Here is a 19085-nt window from a genome sequence, read left to right on the forward strand (position 1 = left end):
ATCGAACGGGGCTTTTTATATTTATTGCAAACGCCACTTTTCATACTGTGACAGTTCTTTTTTAATCATTGTCCAAATCAAACCTAAAACAGCTGCATCGTCAATGAATCCAAGACCGAGGATGACGTCTGGAATGATATCGAGCGGCATGACGATATACAGGATTGCGGCAGTTAACAGCAAAAGTGTTTTAACCTGTGAACGAGGGTAGTCGCCATTTCGCCAATCGCGAAGCATCTGAAAAAAAGTAGTGATGTGCTGGATACATTTTTTTCGGTTTTTCCTCTTCAAAATTGCTTTTCCGCCTGCCGCTCCGAGCATAATTGCTTTCTTTTTCTTCATTGGGCATACCTCCTGCCTGGCGGCGTGTTTAAGATATTCTTCACCTGGGTATTGTTCTTCTAATCCTATCAATATATCTATTATACCTGAAAAATTAACTTATTTAATGAAAATATGTTTACAAATAAAGTATAATCTGTAATAATGCACAATAACCCAATCAAACTTGTTTCCTATTTCTTAGCGGCGAGGGGTGAAGTGAATGGGCGGTTCTTCTGAACAAGAAAGATTGTTGGTGTCTATTGATGAAAAAAGAAAGTTAATGATAGATGCCGCTAGAAAGCAGGGATTTACAGGGCATGACACGATCAGGCACAGTCAGGAGCTGGATTGTTTAATAAATGAATATCATCAGCTTATGCAAGAAAACGAACATTCCCAAGGGATTCAAGGCCTTGTAAAGAAATTAGGCTTGTGGCCCCGCAGAGATGTTATGCCAGCATATGATGCAAATAAATAGCGGCCTATCAGATGCATATATAAAGAGAGAGCTTTTCGGAAGCGCTCTTTTTTTCTGGAAAAAATTCATATGAAAGAGGGAACTAATGAAGGAACTGGCGATTCTCATTACCGAAATGGTCAATCAATTTCATGATGCTTTTATTTCCTTATGCGGAATATTTGGCATTCATTTAACTGACAAAGAAATGCATTTTTGGGTGATCGGCATTTTTGGCATATTCTTTTTCGGCGTCACTCACGCTGTGTTTACATGGCTTTCTAAATGGAGTATGACAGCCTTGTCCTTTATCTATACTGTTACAGTCATCATTGTCATCGTATTTGCGATTGAGATTCAGCAAAAGGTGACGGGTAGAGGGAATATGGAGTTTTTAGATGCCACGGAAGGTATAAAGGGTTTTTTAGTATTTTTTATGTTTTTTTTGCTTTTGAAAATGCTGTTGCGTTTCATCAAAATCCTTTTTTCTGGAAGACCAGCAAGCAAATCGAATGGCAATGCCCGATCACGAAGATAAAAAACCCTCCTGACATGGTCAGGGGGGCTATGATGCGGATACGGGGAGGGCGATTGTCACCTCTGTGCCTCTTCGCACTTCACTTTCAATATGAATAGAGCCTCCGTACATCAGCACGATCCGTTTACAAACAACAAGGCCGAGACCGGTTCCTTTTTCTTTAGAAGTAACAAAGGGAAGGAAGATGTGATCCAGCATTTCCTGAGAAATCCCTTCACCGTTATCCACAACTTTGATTATGGCTTTTTTATCTAAAGCTCCTAGGGAGATCGTCAGTTTGCCTCCTTCAGGCATTGACTCGAGGCCATTTTTTGCTACATTTAAAATCACTTGTTTAATATGATCTTTTGTACATTTTACGAGTAAGGGCTGCTCGGTTAAATACTGTAATTCGACTTCAACATTGTATAGATTGCCCTCAGAATAAATGATCGGCATAATTTCTCCGATAATGTCCTGAAGTGAGTTCAGCTCCCATTTTTCAGCTGTCGGCTTGCCGAGAACGAGAAACTCACTCACTATTTGATTGATGCGTTTGATCTCCTGTTCGATAATGGAGAAGTAAAGCTGATCTTCCTCACCTTTATATTTCTTTTGCAACAGCTGAATAAAGCCGCTTATCCCGGTGAGGGGGTTACGGATTTCATGGGCTGTGCTGGCAGCAAGCGTCCCGATCAGCTCTAATTTTTGCGCCTCGTTTTCTGAGCGCTCCAGCTGGGTCTGCCGCTTCAGCAAATAATACAGCACGAGAATAAAAAGGATATTCAGCAGAACAATAATACATGAAAGCGGAAGCACAAGGCTTTTCGACAGTTCTTCTATTGTGACCGGGTTCGGATAGACTTTCATATTCCAGCTGATATCATCCAGATATCCGCTGACAGGTTTCTGATCCTCTGCATGAGAGGCTTGTCCGCTCGCAAAAATCATTTTCCCGTCTTGGTTCACAACTTCAATATAAACATCAGGGCTCAGCAAGTTAATGAGATTTTTCAAATAATCAATTTGAATAGCTGCGACAAGATAATCTGTCACATTTCGTTTTGAGTCCAAAACAGGCACACAAATTGTGAAAATTGGCTGACCAGTAATTCTGCTCGAATAACTATCTGAAATGACTGTCTTTTTAGTTTCCTTTGCTTTTGTAAAAAAAGATCTGTCGGCCAGGTTTACTTTCGTTTTTAATTCGGTTGTGCTTGCGGTGACGTCTCCTTTGGCATTGAGAAAATAGAGACCGGAAAATCTCGGCTCTGAATCAAAGGTCTTTTCCAAAATTGACTGCATTTTCTTTATATCAACCGGTCTGTCGATGGCGATGGACAAGGAGGTCATTCTCGCCATTGTTTCTCCGATTAAATAATTGATTTTGTTGCGGTGAAGGTTTAGCAGGACACTTGCTTCTTGTTTATGTTCTGCAGCTATTGTATCTTTTTCTTTTTCATATACGAAAAAGCTGATGACGATTGCCGGAATCACGACCAGTATGATATAAAGTTTGACTCTCCCGCAGGCGCCTTTTAGTATTTTCAATTTGCATCGCTCCAACATACACCTGATTAGAGGTATTATATCATTGTTTCTTCTTCTTTAATAAGAAAAAATAACCAAAAAAATTAGAAAAAGGTGTTGGCAAGCTTACATTTAAAAAAAGAAGAGAAATATTGGAAAGATTTTTATTGACATTTTGGTCTTTGTTTATTAATGTTTCTCTGTAACGGTTTCTAAAAGGATGATTGAGACATGACAGAAAAATCACTGAAGTTATTTATCGTGCTGTCGCGCGCGTATCGGTCTATTAACGATCATATGAATAAGCATATTCATAAGCATGGGCTGAATCCGACTGAATTTGCTGTGCTAGAGCTTTTGTACCATAAAGGCGATCAGCCGCTGCAGCAGATAGGAGATAAAATTCTCTTGGCTAGCGGGAGCATCACATACGTTGTAGATAAGCTGGAGCAAAAAGAACTTCTCATTCGGAAAGCGTCTCCTACAGACAGACGAGTGACATTTGCGCAAATTACTGAAAAAGGCATCGGTCTTTTGAACGATATTTTCCCTGATCACGCTGCTGAAATTGATGAAATGATCAGCGTATTAAGCGAAGAAGAGGTAGAGATGTGCACCGAAATGTTAAAAAGAGTAGGATTAAACGCAAAACAGTTTCATAATAAGTAAAAAAAGGAAGCCTGATATGTCACAAGGCTTCCTTTTTTGCTATTTTTCATTTGTTTCCGCTGCGCCTCTTGGCAAAATGAGAACTTCAACCCGCCGGTTTTTGCTTCGGCCTTCCGCAGTTTTGTTGGAAGCCACCGGTTTATACTCGCCATAACCCTTGGCGCTGAACACTTTTGCATCGAGCTTGGGGTTTTCAATCAGGAGCCCCATAAAGTTTACCGCTCTCATGACGCTTAAATGCCAGTTTGATTGGAATTCAGAATTTTTAATTGGCATATTATCAGTATGTCCGCTGATAATGATATTTCTTGGCGGGTTAATCACAAGAAGATTTGAAATCTCTTTTGCAAGCGGCACATCTTCCTTACGGATGTTCGCTTTTCCAGAATCAAAGAAGATGCTGTCTTTAATCGTAATCAGAAGGCCTTCACTAGTCATCTTCGTCTCCAGCTGATGTTCCAGCTTTTTATCTTTGATGAACTTTTCCACCTGGCTCTTCACATTTTCAAGTTCTTCTTGATCAGCTGCTTTTTCTTTTTCTTTCTTGTTTTTCTCTTTCTCTTCTTTTTCCTTTTTCACTTCATCGATGCCGTCTGACTCGTTTTCAGGAGGAGTGACACTGGAGTAGTCCAGTACACCGGTTCCGCCTGTAAAAACTTCATTAAATGATTTTGAGAGCATTTGAAACTTAGCTGCGTCAATCGAGCTGCTCGCGTACAGCACAATAAACAATGCCAGGAGAAGAGTAAGGATGTCGGCGTAAGGAACGAGCCATGATTCATCAACGTGCTCGTCCTCATGCTTCTTCTTCTTTTTTCTCGCCATTTTGCGCCTCTCCTTGTTCTGCAAATTTCAAGCGGTCCTTCGCAGGAAGATACATTAAAAGCTTTTGTTCGATGACTTTCGGTGCCTGTCCTTCTAAAACGGATAAAACACCTTCAATCATGACCTCACGCAGTTTTACTTCTTGTTTTGATTTTCGTTTTAATTTATTTGCGAAAGGATGCCATAACACATACCCTGTAAAGATACCGAGAAGTGTGGCAACAAAGGCGGCACTGATGGCGTGTCCAAGCTCATCTGTATTGTCCATATGAGAGAGAGCGGCAATCAGCCCGATTACAGCGCCGAGTACTCCAAGTGTCGGAGCGTACGTTCCTGCTTGTGTAAAAATAGCGGCTCCGGCTTGGTGTCTGTCCTCCATTGCTTCGACTTCCTCTGTCATAATATCTCTGATAAATTCCGCGCTTTGCCCGTCAACAGCCATGCTGAGCCCGTTTTTCAAGAAAGCATCATCTACATCCTCAATGCTTGCTTCTAAAGCAAGCAGACCTTCGCGGCGTGCAAGCTGAGCCCATTCAGAGAACATAGGAATGAGTTCCTCTATTGTGAGCTGTTTATTTTCCTTAAATAACACTCGAAACAGCGCAGGCACTTTTTTAATTTCTTTTGTTGGGAACGCAATAACGACTGCTGAGATTGTCCCGGCGATAATAATTAAAATGGCAGCGGGGTTTGCAAGGGCGCTGAAACTGACGCCTTTCAGAACCATCCCGACGCTCAATGCCACAAAAGCAAGAATAATACCGATTAACGAAGTTTTATCCATAGTTTTTCACCAAATCCTTTTTTACTAGCTTGTCTATGGTTAATATCGGTTTTGGTGCCCGGAACTTTAGGGACATTGTGAATTTGTTCATGAAATATTCAAGGAAGAGGCATAGAAGGGAGAAATAAACAAAAACGGGCTCTCCAAAATTGAAAAGCCCGGGTGTCTACTGAAATTAGCAGCTTTCTTGCAAGCTGTCCTTCAGATGGTATTCATATAATAGTAGAAATACATATTCACTGTATATAAACATGTTCCATCCCTCCTTAAAAAAAGTGTAAAGGATGAAGGGAAGTAGCGCTTCAGGGGAAGGGACGGTATTTTCTAAGTCAAGAGTATGAAAGCATAAAAAAAGCGGCTTCCTAAAAGGAAACCGCTGATTGTTATTTCGCTCGCACTTTGATTTTATCATCTTCTAAAATCACGTGAAAACTTGTGATCTCGCCATTATCAAGCAGCAGATCGGTCATTTCATCCTCAACCCATTCTTGGATGGTTCTTCTAAGCGGACGTGCACCGAATGAAGGGTGGTAGCCCAGCTCAGCGATTTTTTCTTTCGCTTCATCTGTCACATTCAAGCTAATGCCCCGTTCCGCCAATGTTTCTTCAAGTTCTCCAAGAAGAAGGCTGACGATTTTGACAAGATGTTCTTTTTCCAATGAGCGGAACTCAATAATGCTGTCAAAACGGTTGAGGAACTCAGGTTTAAAGAACATGCTCAGTGAATCAATTAATGTTTGTTCTTCGATGACACTGTCATCTGATTGGAAACCGACTTTCGTTTGTTTCTCACCAGCACCCGCATTACTTGTCATGATGATCACAGTGTCTTTGAAGCTTACGGTTCTGCCTTGGCTGTCTGTCAGACGGCCATCTTCCATAATTTGCAGGAACATATGCTGAACGTCTGGGTGTGCTTTTTCAATCTCATCCAGCAACACAATGCTGTAAGGATTGCGGCGCACTTTCTCAGTTAATTGTCCAGCTTCCTCATGGCCGACATATCCAGGCGGTGAACCGATAATTTTAGATACGGCGTGTTTCTCCATGTATTCGCTCATATCGAGTCGGATAATAGCGTCTTTTGTGCCGAATAATTCATCTGCCAGTGTTTTAGAAAGCTCTGTTTTCCCTACGCCGGTAGGACCGACGAAGAGGAAGGAGCCGACTGGTCTGTTTTTGGATTTTAAACCGGCGCGGCTTCGTCTTACCGCCTTTGCCACTTTTTGAACAGCGGCTTCTTGTCCAATCACGCGTTCATGAAGTTTTGCTTCGAGTTCTTTCATTTTCGTTTGTTCGTCTGCCTGCAGTTTGCCGACAGGGATGCCTGTTTTTTGTTCAACAATTTCCTGAATGTGCTCAGCTTCCACAGTGACAGCGGTATGAGCGGAGGAGCTGTTCAGTTTTTTCTCCAATGCGAGTTCTTCATCACGGAGTTTTGCCGCCAGTTCGTAATTTTCATCTTCCAGGGCTTTTGTTTTTTCGGCTTCAATTGCAGTTAAGCGTTCAGCGGCATCCTCATCATTCAGTTCATCAATTAACAGGTTGGCTTTTGAACCTGCTTCATCTAATAAATCAATTGCTTTATCCGGCAGGTGTCTGTCCTGAATGTAGCGGGATGATAAAGTGACACACGCTTTGATTGCTTCATCACTGAATGTTACGCCATGGTATGCCTCGTATTTGTCTTTAATCCCTTGCAGAATGAGGATAGCCTGTTCAATTGAAGGCTCCTGCACCATGACAGGCTGAAAACGTCTTTCCAGCGCGGCATCTTTTTCGATTTGACGATATTCTTTCAGTGTTGTCGCGCCAATGACTTGCAGTTCGCCTCTGGCTAGGGCCGGTTTGAGAATGTTGCCGGCGTCCATTGATCCTTCTGCAGAGCCTGCGCCGACGAGAAGGTGAATTTCATCAATGAACAGAATGACATTTTTTCGTTCCTTCAGCTCAGTGATCAGCTGTTTCATTCTCTCCTCAAATTGGCCTCTGATCCCTGTATTTGCAACAAGGGATGCAACATCAAGCAAGTATAGCTCTTTGTTTTTCAGTTTGTTTGGAACATCGCCTTCAGCAATTTTTAAAGCGAGCCCTTCAGCGATGGCAGTTTTCCCCACACCCGGCTCACCAATAAGAACCGGATTGTTTTTGTTGCGGCGGTTTAGAATTTCGATCACTCGCGCCACTTCATCATCACGGCCGATGACGGGATCAATGAGACCGGCTTTAGCACCGTTTGTAATATTTTGAGCCAGCTCATCAAGCAGCCCTTTTTTTCCGCTTTGTTTTGCTGCGCTCTTTTCTTTCGGCTGGAATGCCTGTTCAAACGGAAATCCGAAAGATTGAGGACCCATACTCATTGAAGGTTTACGGGTCAGTTCGTTATAGCAAGTTTCACAAAGAACCATCTGTTTATGAACGGAATTTATTTGCATGTTAAGGCGAATCGTCGCCTCGTTTTGATGACAATGTTGACAACGCATTTGCCAAAACCTCCTTAATAATTTGATCTTCTTTGACCAATGAAAGTGAATAAAAAGGTCTATTGGATTTGACCTTCTTTGACTATTAGTATACGGCAAACTTAACGGCTTTCAAACCAATATGCTCAAAGCAGACTGAATATTTGACTATCTTTGACCAATTGGTTTTTAAAAAAGGCCGGTTTGTTTGACCAACTTTGATTAATAGTATACTCTGACCATCTTTGACTTTCAAGTCTTTTGCACAACATTTTTTAATTTGTTACAAAGTAAAACATGTTTTCTTCGTCTTTTCAAGGAACTTGTCTCATAGGTTATAAAAAGGCATCTATGGACAAAACTGCGGTTCGTTCGGAGGGGAGAAATGGAACAATCAAAAGGGTCTGCAAGTCAGCTTGCTTTTGTGTATGTCGGCACAGTAGTCGGAGCTGGATTTGCGACTGGCAGAGAAATTGTTGAGTTTTTTCTGAAGTTCGGCTGGTTCGGTTTATTCGGCATTCTCGTCAGCGGCGGAATGTTTACGTTTCTGGGCGCCAAGCTGATGATCATTTCAAAGCGAATCAATGCCAAGTCATATCAAGAAATGAACATCTTTTTGTTCGGGGCGGCGGCTGGGCGGATTATCAATGTATTTATGCTGTTTGTTCTCCTCGGAGTTACATCTGTCATGCTTTCAGGGGCAGGGGCGCTTTTTGAGGAACAGCTGGGGATGTCCGCTCAGATTGGGATGCTTATTACAATCGGTCTGAGCTTAATTGTGATGACTAGAGGAGTAAAAGGCATTTTCGGTGTCAATGTGTTTGTTGTTCCCCTTTTAATCCTCTTTTCAATGATTGTGGTGGCCGACTCTTTTATATTCAGCGAATCACGAAACGCAGCTCAGTGGGTCTGGCCGCATCGCTGGGATTGGCTGTTATCAGCCTTTTCTTACGGGGCTTTGAATTTATCGCTTGCCCAAGCAGTTTTGGTTCCGCTGGCGAATGAAATGTCCTCGGAGAAAGTGATCAAAAAAGGCGCTTTAATCGGAGGGACGATGCTGACGATTGTGCTGTCCGCGAGTTTTCTGTCTTTGTCAACTCTTCCGGATGTATTTTTGTATGATATACCGATGGCACAAGTGGTTTATCTCTTTGCACGATCTGTCCATTTGATTTATTTACTCATTATTTTCGGAGAAGTGTTCACATCAGTTATCGGTAATCTATATGGATTAGAAAAACAAGTGCAAAGCTTTCTTCCAGTGAAAAGCAAATATATCTTTGCGGCCATTATGATCACGGCTTATATTACGAGCCAAATAGGGTACGGCAGGCTTATTTCAACGATTTATCCCTTGTTTGGCTATGTGAGCCTGGCCTTCATAGGCGCTTTGCTTTGCAAAAAAGCTCCTCGGCGGCGCAGTTTATAAATATATATAATGAAACGAACCGTCACTATAGAGCGATAATTGATCTAGGAACCGGGGACTGACTTTTTTATTGTCAAGAAAAACATCATTATGGTAAGATAGCAGAAGTGAAAAAATTGAAGAAAATCCGTGCGATATGCGGGAGAGGTTCTAGCTACACCCTCTATAAAAAACTAAGGACGAGCTGTATCCTTGGATACGGCCTTTTTTATGTTTTTCTAGAGCACCTTCCGAAAAAAGGTGTTTTTTTGCGTGAATTAGCTGTAGCGATGTCTCTCGCCGGCGTTTTTATTGCGGAGAAGGAGAGGAATCATGAAAAAAGAAAAAGCAATTGTCGTATTTAGCGGCGGCCAAGACAGCACAACATGCTTACTGTGGGCCTTAAAAGAATTCGAAGAAGTCGAAACGGTGACTTTTCATTATAATCAGCGACATTCGCAGGAAATTGAAGTGGCAAAATCCATTGCGGAAAAGCTTGGTGTGAAAAATCATTTGCTTGATATGTCACTTTTAAATCAGCTTGCACCGAATGCCCTGACTAGAAATGATATTGAGATAGAAGTAAAAGACGGCGAACTGCCATCCACATTCGTTCCAGGCCGCAATTTGGTATTCTTATCCTTTGCGTCTATCCTGGCTTACCAAATTGGCGCGCGCCACATTATTACAGGAGTTTGCGAGACAGACTTCAGCGGTTATCCTGACTGCCGTGACGAATTCGTGAAATCTTGCAATGTCACGGTAAATCTGGCAATGGAGAAGCCGTTTGTGATCCACACGCCTCTCATGTGGCTCAATAAGGCGGAAACGTGGAAGCTTGCAGATGAGCTTGGCGCGCTGGATTTTGTGAAAAACAACACGCTGACATGCTATAACGGCATCATCGCAGACGGCTGCGGCGAATGTCCGGCATGTCACCTTCGTTCAAAAGGTTATGAAGAATATATGGTGATGAAAGGAGAGCGTGCATAAATTGTTATCTCAAATTTATCCGCAGGCCCAGCATCCTTATTCGTTTGAACTGAATAAGGACATGCATATCTCAGCCGCTCATTTTATCCCTCGGGAAAGTGCGGGAGCGTGCAGCAGGGTTCACGGGCATACGTATACCGTAAATATAACCGTTGCCGGCGACGAACTTGACGATTCAGGCTTTCTTGTCAATTTCAGCGTACTCAAAAAACTGGTGCACGGAAACTATGATCACACGCTATTAAATGATCATGAAGATTTTTCTCAGGACGACCGGTATTCGCTGCCGACAACTGAAGTCGTGGCGAAAACGATTTATGACAACGTACAGGCTTATTTAGACACTTTGGAGAATAAGCCGACCTGTGTACAGGTGTTTGTCCGTGAAACACCGACAAGCTACTGTGTCTACCGTCCGAAAAAGGGTGGTTTGAATGGCTAAAGGAATTCCTGTATTAGAAATTTTCGGCCCGACGATTCAAGGAGAAGGCATGGTGATCGGACAGAAAACGATGTTCGTCCGGACAGCCGGCTGCGATTATTCCTGCAGCTGGTGTGACTCCGCTTTCACTTGGGATGGGTCTGCTAAAAAAGATATTCGCTGGATGACGGCGGAGGAGATTTTTGCGGAGCTTAAGGACATTGGGGGAGATGCGTTTTCTCATGTGACGATCTCAGGCGGCAACCCGGCTCTGTTAAAACAGCTGGATGCTTTTATTGAACTGCTGAAGGAAAATAACATCCGTGCAGCGCTTGAAACTCAAGGGACCGTTTATCAGGATTGGTTTACGCTGATTGATGACCTGACAATTTCTCCAAAACCGCCAAGCTCAAAAATGGGAACGAACTTTCAAAAGCTTGACCACATTTTAACTTCACTTCAAGAGAATGATAGACAGCATGCTGTCAGCTTGAAGGTTGTCATCTTTAATGATGAAGATCTGGAATTTGCCAAAACTGTGCACAAGCGGTATCCGGGAATCCCGTTTTATTTACAAGTCGGAAATGATGACGTGCATACGACAGATGATCAGTCACTGATTGCACATTTGCTTGGAAAATATGAAGCGCTTGTTGATAAGGTAGCTGTCGATGCGGAGCTGAATCTCGTCAGAGTGCTCCCGCAGCTGCACACCCTGTTATGGGGCAACAAACGCGGAGTATAATAGAAAGGAAGATGAACATGACGACAAGAAAAGAATCAGAATTAGAAGGTGTAACATTGCTAGGCAATCAAGGTACAAATTATTTGTTCGAATATGCACCGGACGTGCTGGAATCCTTCCCGAATAAACATGTAAACCGTGATTACTTTGTAAAATTCAATTGCCCGGAATTCACATCTTTATGTCCTAAAACAGGCCAGCCTGACTTTGCGACAATCTACATCAGCTACATTCCTGATGAAAAAATGGTTGAAAGCAAATCATTAAAGCTGTATCTATTCAGCTTCAGAAACCATGGTGACTTCCACGAGGACTGCATGAATATCATCATGAATGACTTGATTGAATTAATGGACCCGCGCTACATTGAAGTATGGGGCAAATTCACGCCAAGAGGCGGAATTTCCATTGACCCGTACACAAACTACGGAAAGCCTGGCACGAAGTATGAGAAAATGGCCGAATACCGTATGATGAACCATGATTTGTATCCGGAGACAATTGATAATCGTTAATTATTCCGTTGTGTGATACGGAGTGTAAAAGGAAGTGGAGTCACAGTAAAATCCGAACATTCAGCGTTAATTTTCAGCGGAAATGTGACCTGGTCACAGCGAAGTGTGACCCGAAGTGACCGGAGTGTGACCCGCACTAAGCTCAATAAAAGTGGGAAAAGTCACACCTGAAAATGGCTCTACTCATGGGAATTGTATTAAAAAGTGTGACCTGAGGTGCAACCTGAACTGTGACTTTTATGCAGTGAAAAATTGATAGTACAGAAGCAGATTAAGGCGTACAATTTGTACGTCTTTTCTTTTTTATCCGAAAGAAAATATGCCTATCTAGAGATCATAGGCATTAAATATTATTATCAATATCTTCATTTATTTTTTGGCTAAGTTTCTGAACCTTCTCTTTAACATTTGAAACAGCTCTTTTTTGAATTTCATCAAAGTTCTCCTGAATATAGTCGATGACACTTCTTATTAGAACTTCACTTTCAAAATTGAATATCTCATTTATTTCTGACAGTTCTTCATCTGTTAGGTGATGGTATTGAAGTTGTTTAGCATTTACTCCAGCAGCTACATCAATCCTAACTTAGTTGTTCTGGTTGTACAATTTCATATTCACCTTCTGCATACTCTTGCTCCGCATAATAGCCTCCCCATTGACAGAGCTCCTGCAAGATAGGTTTAAGAGATTCTCCAAGTTCAGTGGATGAATATTCAACCTTCGGCGGTACTTGATTATACATCTTTCTGCTCACAAGTCCACTGGCTTCAAGCTCTCTAAGTGTTTGAATCAGCATTTTCTGAGTTATATTTGGGACAATGCGCTTTAATTCACTCGTTCTCTTTGGTCCATTCATTAAAAAGTATAATACAAGGCCTTTCCATTTTCCGCCAATAACTTCCTTTGTCACTTCAAACCCACAGCTAAATTTTTTCATGTCTAAAGCTCTCCATTCCACATTTATTACTTTTTAGTTACTATATCACAAAAAAGTGGGTACTTCCGATAATGTGCTTACTGAAGGATACTATATCTTGTAAGTTGTTCTTCAAGTACTTAAAGGTACTAGACATAAAATAATATTAATTCTAAAGGAGTGTTAAGTATGGGTAAATTTGAAGGTAAAATAGCGCTTGTAACGGGTGGAACAAGTGGGATTGGTCTTGCTACAGCACAAAAATTTGTAAACGAAGGTGCATATGTTTATATCACGGGACGTAGACAAAACGAACTTGATAAAGCTGTTAACCAAATTGGCAAGAACGTAACCGGTGTTCAAGGTGATATTTCTAAGCTTGAAGACTTAGACAAACTATATGACATTATAAAGCAGGAAAAAGGTAAGTTGGACATTCTTTTTGCTAATGCAGGCATCGGCAACTTCCTTCCATTAGGTGAAATTACTGAAGAGCAGGTTGATAGAACGTTCGACATTAACGTTAAAGGAACCATCTTTACTGTTCAAAAAGCGTTATCACTATTCCCGGACAAAGTAGGTTCTATTATTGTAACGGGCTCTACTGCTGGATCAATTGGCAACCCAGCGTTTAGTGTATATGGAGCATCTAAAGCAGCATTAAGAGCACTGGTTCGCAACTGGATTCTTGACCTAAAAGGTACTGAAATCCGTGTAAATGTGGTTAGTCCAGGAGGTATTCTTACACCTGCCTACGATGAGCTTTTTGGTGATGCACTTGAAGAGGTACTGGAAAATAGCAGAAATACTGTTCCAGCTGGAAAAGTTGGGACACCTGAAGAAGTAGCAAACGCTGTATCTTTCCTTGCTTCAGACGAAAGCAGTTACTTGACGGGTGTTGAATTGTTCGTAGATGGTGGGCTAGCACAGGTATAATTTCACTGCGCAGAGATTACAAATAGTCCCCAAAAAAGGTTAATGGGGATTTACTTGAAGAAGTCGTATAAAAAAGTCGTTTTCCTTAAAGGACAGGGAATTCGACTTTTTTATATTTGAATTTGATTAACGTTGTAAATTCGCATTTTCCTGGGGCTACTACTAAATGACCTGTAAAAAAGATTACACTGTGAATAAATGTACTTAAAGTAACGGGGGCTCTTGACTTTTAATAAAAAATAATATCCCTGTCCTTGTATTCTAATACTTTTAAAAATATTTAAAGGAATCCTTATGTCCTGAATAACCACATAGGAAAATATGTTGTAGGTTGCTTTCTTTTTTTGTGGGGCATCCCACACAAGCTATCTCGTGATCTCACACCTGAACGTTTTTTATAGACTAGTACCGCGACAAGTTATATTACATATACATACCAATAAAGTAGACATTAAAAAGTGAAAGAGAGGATGGAAATGTGTGAAAATTCTTTTCCTTGAGAGTCATCCCATGTGGCTCTATGGTTTACCGAATGGGTTTAGGGAAGCAGGACATACCGTAATGATTTCCGGTCCTGTAAGTCGGGAAAATATAACTGAAATGATAGACGAATTTAAACCAGATCTAATAGTATCTATGGGATGGACACCAGAGCATTCAAGGGAAAAGCAGGCCTGGATTCGCAACGCTACTAAAAAGGTGAATATCCCTCTCGTTTATTGGGCAACTGAAGACCCGCTGCACACTCAAAACTTTACTATCCCGTTAATTAAAAAGATGAAACCGGATTTTGTTTTCACGGTTACGCCTTCTCTGTGTAAAACTTATGAAAGCATGGGGATTAAAGCAGCTCACTTAGACTTTGCATTTCACGAAAGTATACATCACCAGATTAAACCATTAGCGAAATACAGTTGTGATATAGCAGTGGTGGCTAATGCTTACCCTAATTTTCTTGAAGAACATCCGGAAGTGTTCCGTTCGTCCTCTTTAAAAACGCTTATTCGTCCTCTTATACGGAAAGGTATTCGCATTGATTTTTGGGGGAGAAACTGGGAAAAAATGAGTAAATATATAGGAAGAGAAATTCCCCCCAATTGGATCCATGGATACCTTGATTATACTGAAGCATATAAAGTTTACAGTTCAGCAAAAGTCGTTATCGGTTTGCAAAACTGTGAAAGCCAACTTACGCAACGCACCTATGAGATTCTTGGTTCCGGGGGGTTTTTATTGACATCGAATACACCAGCAGTTCGAGGTAAATTCAAACCTGGCCGCGATCTCATCGTTTCTTCCTCCCCAAAAGAAACTTTGGAAAAGGTTAAATACTATTTGAATCATGATAGCGAGAGAAAAAAGATTCAGATAAACGGTAAAAAGGCTGTAAAGAATGATTCCTATCGGCATAGAGCCGAGAGAATGCTTGAGGTGCTAAAAAGCAGAGGAATCATAAGAAACTTAGGGGAAACCATTCATTATGTAGATGTTCTCAAAGAAAAATACGTGATCCATCATGTTACTCCCGGTGAAACATTATCAATAATTGCCAGGAAGTATAATGTTTCCCTGCAGCAACTCATGGAGCTTAATCATTTCAAATCAGATCAAATATATGCTGGACAAATCATTAAGATTAGAGAGAAACGGTTTAGAAATATTAATAACAAATTTTTCTAAAGGAGAGTAATATGAATGAAGGGGAAAATACCTAAAATAAGAAATCAAGCGAATAAAGTAAAAAGAACGCCTCGTTATATGGAATTTCCCGTGACATACGAAGTATATCATGTGGAATCCGGCGATACATTATGGACGATTGCCAAATCCTTTAAAATTCCGGTACAACAACTTATGAATCTTAATAAGCTTTCTTCAGATAGAATTTATCCTGGACAAATTATAAAGATAAGAGAAAGATAATCTTTGAGGTTTCGGAAACGAATCAAATTGAAATGACAATCCTCATTTTTTTATTTGTGGGGAACTTGATATTTTTGGGGATGAAGGGGTTATGAGATGTTTCAAATGAGCTATTTCTATTCTGGATTAGGATGGGATTTTATTCAACACGTTGATCAAACGAACGGAGTATTAAATGTTGTGTCTCCTGATTTTTTCTATATCAGAAAAGATGGATCATTACTTCTCCGTTCAGCTAATCCCGATGTGATTAAAGCTCTTCATAGAAGAAAATTAAAAGTAGTTCCTTTTCTAAGCAATCATTGGGATCAGGATTTGGGACGATTTGCATTAATGAACCGAGTTCTTTTAGCTAAACAAATTTCTCATGCAATAGAAGAACTGGATTTGGACGGAGTTAATATCGATATAGAAAACCTTACAGAAAAAGATCGGAATCTATTTACAGATTTTATTAGATTAGTAAGGAAAAGTATTCCTAAACATAAAGAAGTATCAGTTGCAGTGGCGGCAAATCCTTTTGGCTGGACGAAGGGCTGGCACGGATCATATGATTACGAGTATTTAGCTAAATATGCAGATTATCTTATGGTTATGGCCTATGATGAAAGCCGCCTTGCTGGGCCTACCGCAAGTGTAGGATGGGTGGAAAAGTCCATTCAATATGTTCTGACCCAAAAAATCTCTCCTCAAAAACTAGTTTTAGGATTGCCATTCTATGGCCGCTGCTGGATGGAAGGCCAATCTGCCTCTCAAGCCATTCCCCTTTACCTTGTTGACTCATTAGTAAAAAGGCATAGCGGAACAATTATTTTTGACACCAAGAGTCAATCTCCAAAAGCTATTTTTACTGTCAATCACGATAACAAGGGGCCGTTGCCTTCGGGAACATATACATTATGGTTTGAAAATGAACAGTCACTCAGAGCAAAAATAAAACTCGCTCAAAAATATAAATTGAAAGGTCTTGGCAGCTGGAGTCTTGGACAAGAAGATGCGTCAGTCTGGAATACAGTGTTTAAAAATATATAATGATTTATAGTTCAGAACAAAATTCGAAGATAATTGCAATGAATCTCTAAATGGACATACTGAAAGGAGTTTATTACGAGTGCGGGTAAAACAGTGAGGGCATTCCATAGGCCCTTCTCCCGAAATGTTCTATACGAGGCATTACATTGGGCTTGAAATACACATTCAAACTTATGTTATAGTACGCATTTCAAGTAATTACGGATGTGTTGAATTTATTCTGCTTCCATGATTCAAGTCATACACATGCTACCTTGATAGCAGGATTATTGCATTTCATTCAGAATTGTTCAGGATCGATATGGAAGCGCACGAATAACTAGAACTTTAAAAACATACACTCATATACTTCCTGAATGGATGCTGGTTTATCTAAAAAACATGATGAGAATTGATTGACCGCTCTCATTAAAGGATGGGGAAATTCAAGGCGCCAAGGTACGCATGGTGAAGCATGACTTGTTGATAATCGACCATATAGTTTCTCCTTAGAAATGAGGGGGTTTTTACATAAAAAAGACGAGCGAATCCGGGGGGAATTCCACTCGCCGCTTTCTAATGAAAAGACGGGATGCTGGATGGCAGCTCGTCTGCTTTATTATAATTTAACGAACGTATGTTTGTAAAGATGTCTTTTCGAATGAATTGGTTCATATAACCGTTAAGAACAGATTCATTGTAAACATTCGCTAAGGTATGCTAAGATGCATGGACTATAAAGGAGTGATATGAAGTGAAGACATTGCGGTTAAACAATGTAACGTTAGAAATGGCTGCATATCAAGAGGAGAGCGAGCCGAAGCGAAAAATTGCATTTACCTTAAACGTTACGAGTGAGACTTACCATGATATCGCTGTCCTGTTGTATGAAAAAACGTTTAATGTCGAGGTTCCGGAACGCGATCTTGCTTTCCGGGGGGAAATGACAAATTATTCAACATCATTGACCAACCTGTACGAACCAGGGGCCGTCAGCGAGTTCTATATAGAAATAACGGAAATAGACAAAAACGCCGATTCATGATCGGTGTTTTTTATGTAAAAAAGCTGCCGGCCGGCAGCTTTTGAGAAAGCGAATTTCATATGTAAGGTGTTAAATTGTCCGTCTTGCAGTTTTTTGAATAAATGTGGAAATAAGGAGGTTTTAATAGGAGTCTCTGATGATCTTATAATTTTTATGATTAACAACTGTCAATGAATCTAACTCAAGATCCCGATAGTTATCCATGATCGTCACATCAACGATAACAGAATTCTCATTTACTTTTTCAACAACACCGGTTAATCCGTTTTTAAATTCAATGACATTCCCAACCTTAGCGATTTTCACAAGCTTCCTCTCCTTTAAACATAATAATGCCTTTTGAAAGTATTTTGCAGTATTTTCATTGAGAAGTAAAGCGATAAGGAGTTTTATCTCCCTTATGAATTGTCCTGTCGCTATAAAGATGATATATTGATTTTCGTCAATAGAAAGAAAAGGGGGGAATTTTTGTTGCGTCCCGAAGAAATAACAGAAATGATTGAACAGCTGCGCACCGGCGCCATAAACGAACTGAGAGTCCAGAAAGAGCATTTTCTTGATTTCAGGGCCGTGTTATCTAAACAAGATGATTTTAAACATTTCCGAGGAATTGCCCAGCAAGGCGGAGATGTTATCTTTCAATACTTAGAACAGCCAAGAAGCTGAAGGTTTCTCATACGTGAGAAGCCTTTTTATCATATATGACAGAATACAAGCCTTTTATTACAGTTGTCTGTAACAGGTGTAAATAAAATGTAAAGTGTCAAAAATGGATAAACATGTTTTAATTTGACAATATTTATAGAATTTCAAACTGTTTTTTTGCCATTAAGCAGTGAGTCATCCTCTTTATTCCATCCTGATACCTCCTTGGGAGAGTTGGAAAATCTTTTTCCGTGAAAATGAATGGATCTCTTGTTAAGGTTATGAAGTGTTTTTTGGAGCACTTTAAGGAGGAAACTGTATGACAACGAAATTCACTGCTCTGGCTGTTTTTCTTCTTTGTTTCATGCCTGCAGCCAAAATTGAGCATACACAAGCTTCACTACTGAGCGCAAAGAAGACAAAACATGAAGAAGCGAAATGGCTTACACATATAGATCGAAATACGAATGAATCTTTCCCTTCACTGTCTGCTGATAAAGACAAGGAAATAAAACCGATTAAGCTATCAGCACACACTGAAAAGAAAGAGAAAGATAAACCGGACAAAACAAATGATGAGAAAGAAACATATACACAGTCTGAAAAAGAGTTGCTGTCCCGTCTCGTTCACGCAGAGGCCAAAGGAGAATCATATAAAGGCAAGGTCGCTGTAGCAAGCGTTGTACTGAACAGGACGGAGAAAAAAGGTTTTCCTGATACGATAAGAGGAGTTATTTATCAGAAAAACGCCTTTGAACCGGTCGCAAACGGGAGCATTAACCAAAAGCCTGATAAAGAATCGATTGAAGCTGCCGAAGAAGCGCTGTCCTCAAAAAATAGAGAAACAGATGCCATATTCTTTTATAATCCGAAAACAGCGTCAGATAATTGGATTCGTTCAAGAAAAATCGTAGAAAAAATCGGCAGACACGTTTTTGCCGTCTAAGCATAGAAGAGA

Annotated in this window: 22 protein-coding genes and 1 riboswitch; of the genes, 15 read left to right on the forward strand and 7 right to left on the reverse strand. The window is 40.5% G+C overall.

The features are described 5' to 3' along the window. Positions 1-21: 21 nt before the first annotated feature. Entirely contained in the window at positions 22-342 is a 321-nt protein-coding gene (locus MHI44_RS18940; RefSeq protein ID WP_032721424.1) for a YkvA family protein, read from the reverse strand. 202 nt (positions 343-544) lie between these two features. Between MHI44_RS18940 and spo0E the strand changes: the two genes are divergently transcribed. Both spo0E and MHI44_RS18950 read left to right on the forward strand, forming a co-directional pair. Further along, positions 545-802, forward strand: a complete 258-nt coding sequence (gene spo0E, locus MHI44_RS18945) for an aspartyl-phosphate phosphatase Spo0E (protein ID WP_003218598.1) — start codon at positions 545-547, stop codon at positions 800-802. An 85-nt stretch (positions 803-887) separates the two neighbouring features. Beyond that, complete coding sequence (locus MHI44_RS18950; protein WP_003245685.1) at positions 888-1319, forward strand: hypothetical protein; 432 nt, start codon at positions 888-890, stop codon at positions 1317-1319. A 27-nt stretch (positions 1320-1346) separates the two neighbouring features. Here MHI44_RS18950 and kinD read toward each other — a convergent pair whose 3' ends face one another. Continuing rightward, positions 1347-2867, reverse strand: coding sequence for a sporulation kinase KinD (gene kinD, locus MHI44_RS18955; RefSeq protein ID WP_080287604.1), 1521 nt, complete (start codon positions 2865-2867; stop codon positions 1347-1349). Positions 2868-3059: 192 nt separating this feature from the next. Between kinD and mhqR the strand changes: the two genes are divergently transcribed. Next, positions 3060-3497: a MarR family transcriptional regulator MhqR gene (gene mhqR, locus MHI44_RS18960; RefSeq protein WP_003232475.1), complete on the forward strand. Its 438-nt coding sequence runs from the start codon at positions 3060-3062 to the stop codon at positions 3495-3497. A 39-nt stretch (positions 3498-3536) separates the two neighbouring features. On the opposite strand, the gene motB is transcribed toward mhqR, so the two are convergent. The 3 genes from motB to clpE all read right to left on the reverse strand — a co-directional run bounded on the left by motB (position 3537) and on the right by clpE (position 7589). Further along, positions 3537-4322: a flagellar motor protein MotB gene (gene motB, locus MHI44_RS18965; RefSeq protein ID WP_339202531.1), complete on the reverse strand. Its 786-nt coding sequence runs from the start codon at positions 4320-4322 to the stop codon at positions 3537-3539. Next, positions 4294-5106 (reverse strand): flagellar motor stator protein MotA, encoded by an 813-nt coding sequence (motA, locus tag MHI44_RS18970; protein WP_003238984.1) that lies wholly within the window; start codon positions 5104-5106, stop codon positions 4294-4296. Before motA ends, motB begins: the two co-directional genes overlap by 29 nt. 383 nt (positions 5107-5489) lie before the next feature. Then, positions 5490-7589, reverse strand: coding sequence for an ATP-dependent protease ATP-binding subunit ClpE (gene clpE / locus MHI44_RS18975; RefSeq protein WP_038427619.1), 2100 nt, complete (start codon positions 7587-7589; stop codon positions 5490-5492). A 364-nt stretch (positions 7590-7953) separates the two neighbouring features. On the opposite strand from clpE, the gene MHI44_RS18980 reads away from it, so the two are divergent. The 5 genes from MHI44_RS18980 (at position 7954) to queF (ending at position 11650) form a co-directional block, all read left to right on the forward strand. Continuing rightward, complete coding sequence (locus MHI44_RS18980; RefSeq protein ID WP_021479408.1) at positions 7954-8997, forward strand: membrane protein; 1044 nt, start codon at positions 7954-7956, stop codon at positions 8995-8997. Positions 8998-9135: 138 nt separating this feature from the next. Beyond that, positions 9136-9180: riboswitch (PreQ1 riboswitch) on the forward strand. A gap of 129 nt (positions 9181-9309) precedes the next feature. Continuing rightward, positions 9310-9969, forward strand: coding sequence for a 7-cyano-7-deazaguanine synthase QueC (queC, locus tag MHI44_RS18985; protein WP_021479407.1), 660 nt, complete (start codon positions 9310-9312; stop codon positions 9967-9969). After that, positions 9962-10411 carry a 6-carboxytetrahydropterin synthase QueD gene (gene queD, locus MHI44_RS18990; protein ID WP_003232462.1) on the forward strand — a complete coding sequence of 150 codons (450 nt, stop codon included), beginning with the start codon at positions 9962-9964 and terminating at the stop codon, positions 10409-10411. Before queC ends, queD begins: the two co-directional genes overlap by 8 nt. After that, complete coding sequence (gene queE, locus MHI44_RS18995) at positions 10404-11135, forward strand: 7-carboxy-7-deazaguanine synthase QueE (RefSeq protein ID WP_032721432.1); 732 nt, start codon at positions 10404-10406, stop codon at positions 11133-11135. The genes queD and queE overlap by 8 nt, the downstream gene beginning before the upstream one ends. 17 nt (positions 11136-11152) lie before the next feature. After that, positions 11153-11650 carry a preQ(1) synthase gene (queF, locus tag MHI44_RS19000; protein ID WP_003218613.1) on the forward strand — a complete coding sequence of 166 codons (498 nt, stop codon included), beginning with the start codon at positions 11153-11155 and terminating at the stop codon, positions 11648-11650. A 581-nt stretch (positions 11651-12231) separates the two neighbouring features. Here queF and MHI44_RS19005 read toward each other — a convergent pair. After that, positions 12232-12588 carry a winged helix-turn-helix transcriptional regulator gene (locus MHI44_RS19005; protein ID WP_339202532.1) on the reverse strand — a complete coding sequence of 119 codons (357 nt, stop codon included), beginning with the start codon at positions 12586-12588 and terminating at the stop codon, positions 12232-12234. Positions 12589-12756: 168 nt separating this feature from the next. Between MHI44_RS19005 and MHI44_RS19010 the strand changes: the two genes are divergently transcribed. The 5 genes from MHI44_RS19010 (at position 12757) to MHI44_RS19030 (ending at position 17482) form a co-directional block, all read left to right on the forward strand. Then, positions 12757-13503, forward strand: a complete 747-nt coding sequence (locus MHI44_RS19010) for a glucose 1-dehydrogenase (protein WP_003245309.1) — start codon at positions 12757-12759, stop codon at positions 13501-13503. Between the two features lie 480 nt (positions 13504-13983). Beyond that, positions 13984-15183 (forward strand): spore protein YkvP, encoded by a 1200-nt coding sequence (ykvP, locus tag MHI44_RS19015; RefSeq protein WP_339202533.1) that lies wholly within the window; start codon positions 13984-13986, stop codon positions 15181-15183. Positions 15184-15198: 15 nt separating this feature from the next. Then, entirely contained in the window at positions 15199-15426 is a 228-nt protein-coding gene (locus tag MHI44_RS19020; RefSeq protein WP_017695061.1) for a LysM peptidoglycan-binding domain-containing protein, read from the forward strand. Between the two features lie 96 nt (positions 15427-15522). Continuing rightward, a complete protein-coding gene (locus MHI44_RS19025; RefSeq protein ID WP_038427622.1) occupies positions 15523-16458 on the forward strand; it encodes a glycosyl hydrolase family 18 protein in 936 nt (311 codons plus the stop codon). Between the two features lie 733 nt (positions 16459-17191). Then, complete coding sequence (locus MHI44_RS19030) at positions 17192-17482, forward strand: YkvR family protein (protein WP_003245399.1); 291 nt, start codon at positions 17192-17194, stop codon at positions 17480-17482. A gap of 120 nt (positions 17483-17602) precedes the next feature. On the opposite strand, the gene MHI44_RS19035 is transcribed toward MHI44_RS19030, so the two are convergent. Beyond that, positions 17603-17788, reverse strand: a complete 186-nt coding sequence (locus MHI44_RS19035) for a YkvS family protein (RefSeq protein ID WP_003232446.1) — start codon at positions 17786-17788, stop codon at positions 17603-17605. Between the two features lie 165 nt (positions 17789-17953). Between MHI44_RS19035 and MHI44_RS19040 the strand changes: the two genes are divergently transcribed. Both MHI44_RS19040 and MHI44_RS19045 read left to right on the forward strand, forming a co-directional pair. Next, a complete protein-coding gene (locus tag MHI44_RS19040; RefSeq protein ID WP_003218622.1) occupies positions 17954-18148 on the forward strand; it encodes a hypothetical protein in 195 nt (64 codons plus the stop codon). Positions 18149-18446: 298 nt separating this feature from the next. Then, complete coding sequence (locus MHI44_RS19045) at positions 18447-19073, forward strand: cell wall hydrolase (RefSeq protein ID WP_213385259.1); 627 nt, start codon at positions 18447-18449, stop codon at positions 19071-19073. Positions 19074-19085 lie beyond the last annotated feature (12 nt).

The organism is Bacillus sp. FSL K6-1366, from assembly GCF_037976695.1.
Taxonomy (GTDB): Bacteria; Bacillota; Bacilli; order Bacillales; family Bacillaceae; genus Bacillus; species Bacillus subtilis.

Coding starts and splice junctions, on each gene's coding strand:
- MHI44_RS18940 (WP_032721424.1), bottom strand. CDS start 342: ATGAAGAAAAAGAAAGCAATTATGCTCGGAGCGGCAGGCGGAAAAGCA.
- spo0E (WP_003218598.1), top strand. CDS start 545: ATGGGCGGTTCTTCTGAACAAGAAAGATTGTTGGTGTCTATTGATGAA.
- MHI44_RS18950 (WP_003245685.1), top strand. CDS start 888: ATGAAGGAACTGGCGATTCTCATTACCGAAATGGTCAATCAATTTCAT.
- kinD (WP_080287604.1), bottom strand. CDS start 2,867: ATGTTGGAGCGATGCAAATTGAAAATACTAAAAGGCGCCTGCGGGAGA.
- mhqR (WP_003232475.1), top strand. CDS start 3,060: ATGACAGAAAAATCACTGAAGTTATTTATCGTGCTGTCGCGCGCGTAT.
- motB (WP_339202531.1), bottom strand. CDS start 4,322: ATGGCGAGAAAAAAGAAGAAGAAGCATGAGGACGAGCACGTTGATGAA.
- motA (WP_003238984.1), bottom strand. CDS start 5,106: ATGGATAAAACTTCGTTAATCGGTATTATTCTTGCTTTTGTGGCATTG.
- clpE (WP_038427619.1), bottom strand. CDS start 7,589: ATGCGTTGTCAACATTGTCATCAAAACGAGGCGACGATTCGCCTTAAC.
- MHI44_RS18980 (WP_021479408.1), top strand. CDS start 7,954: ATGGAACAATCAAAAGGGTCTGCAAGTCAGCTTGCTTTTGTGTATGTC.
- queC (WP_021479407.1), top strand. CDS start 9,310: ATGAAAAAAGAAAAAGCAATTGTCGTATTTAGCGGCGGCCAAGACAGC.
- queE (WP_032721432.1), top strand. CDS start 10,404: ATGGCTAAAGGAATTCCTGTATTAGAAATTTTCGGCCCGACGATTCAA.
- queF (WP_003218613.1), top strand. CDS start 11,153: ATGACGACAAGAAAAGAATCAGAATTAGAAGGTGTAACATTGCTAGGC.
- MHI44_RS19005 (WP_339202532.1), bottom strand. CDS start 12,588: ATGAAAAAATTTAGCTGTGGGTTTGAAGTGACAAAGGAAGTTATTGGC.
- MHI44_RS19010 (WP_003245309.1), top strand. CDS start 12,757: ATGGGTAAATTTGAAGGTAAAATAGCGCTTGTAACGGGTGGAACAAGT.
- MHI44_RS19020 (WP_017695061.1), top strand. CDS start 15,199: ATGAAGGGGAAAATACCTAAAATAAGAAATCAAGCGAATAAAGTAAAA.
- MHI44_RS19025 (WP_038427622.1), top strand. CDS start 15,523: ATGTTTCAAATGAGCTATTTCTATTCTGGATTAGGATGGGATTTTATT.
- MHI44_RS19045 (WP_213385259.1), top strand. CDS start 18,447: ATGACAACGAAATTCACTGCTCTGGCTGTTTTTCTTCTTTGTTTCATG.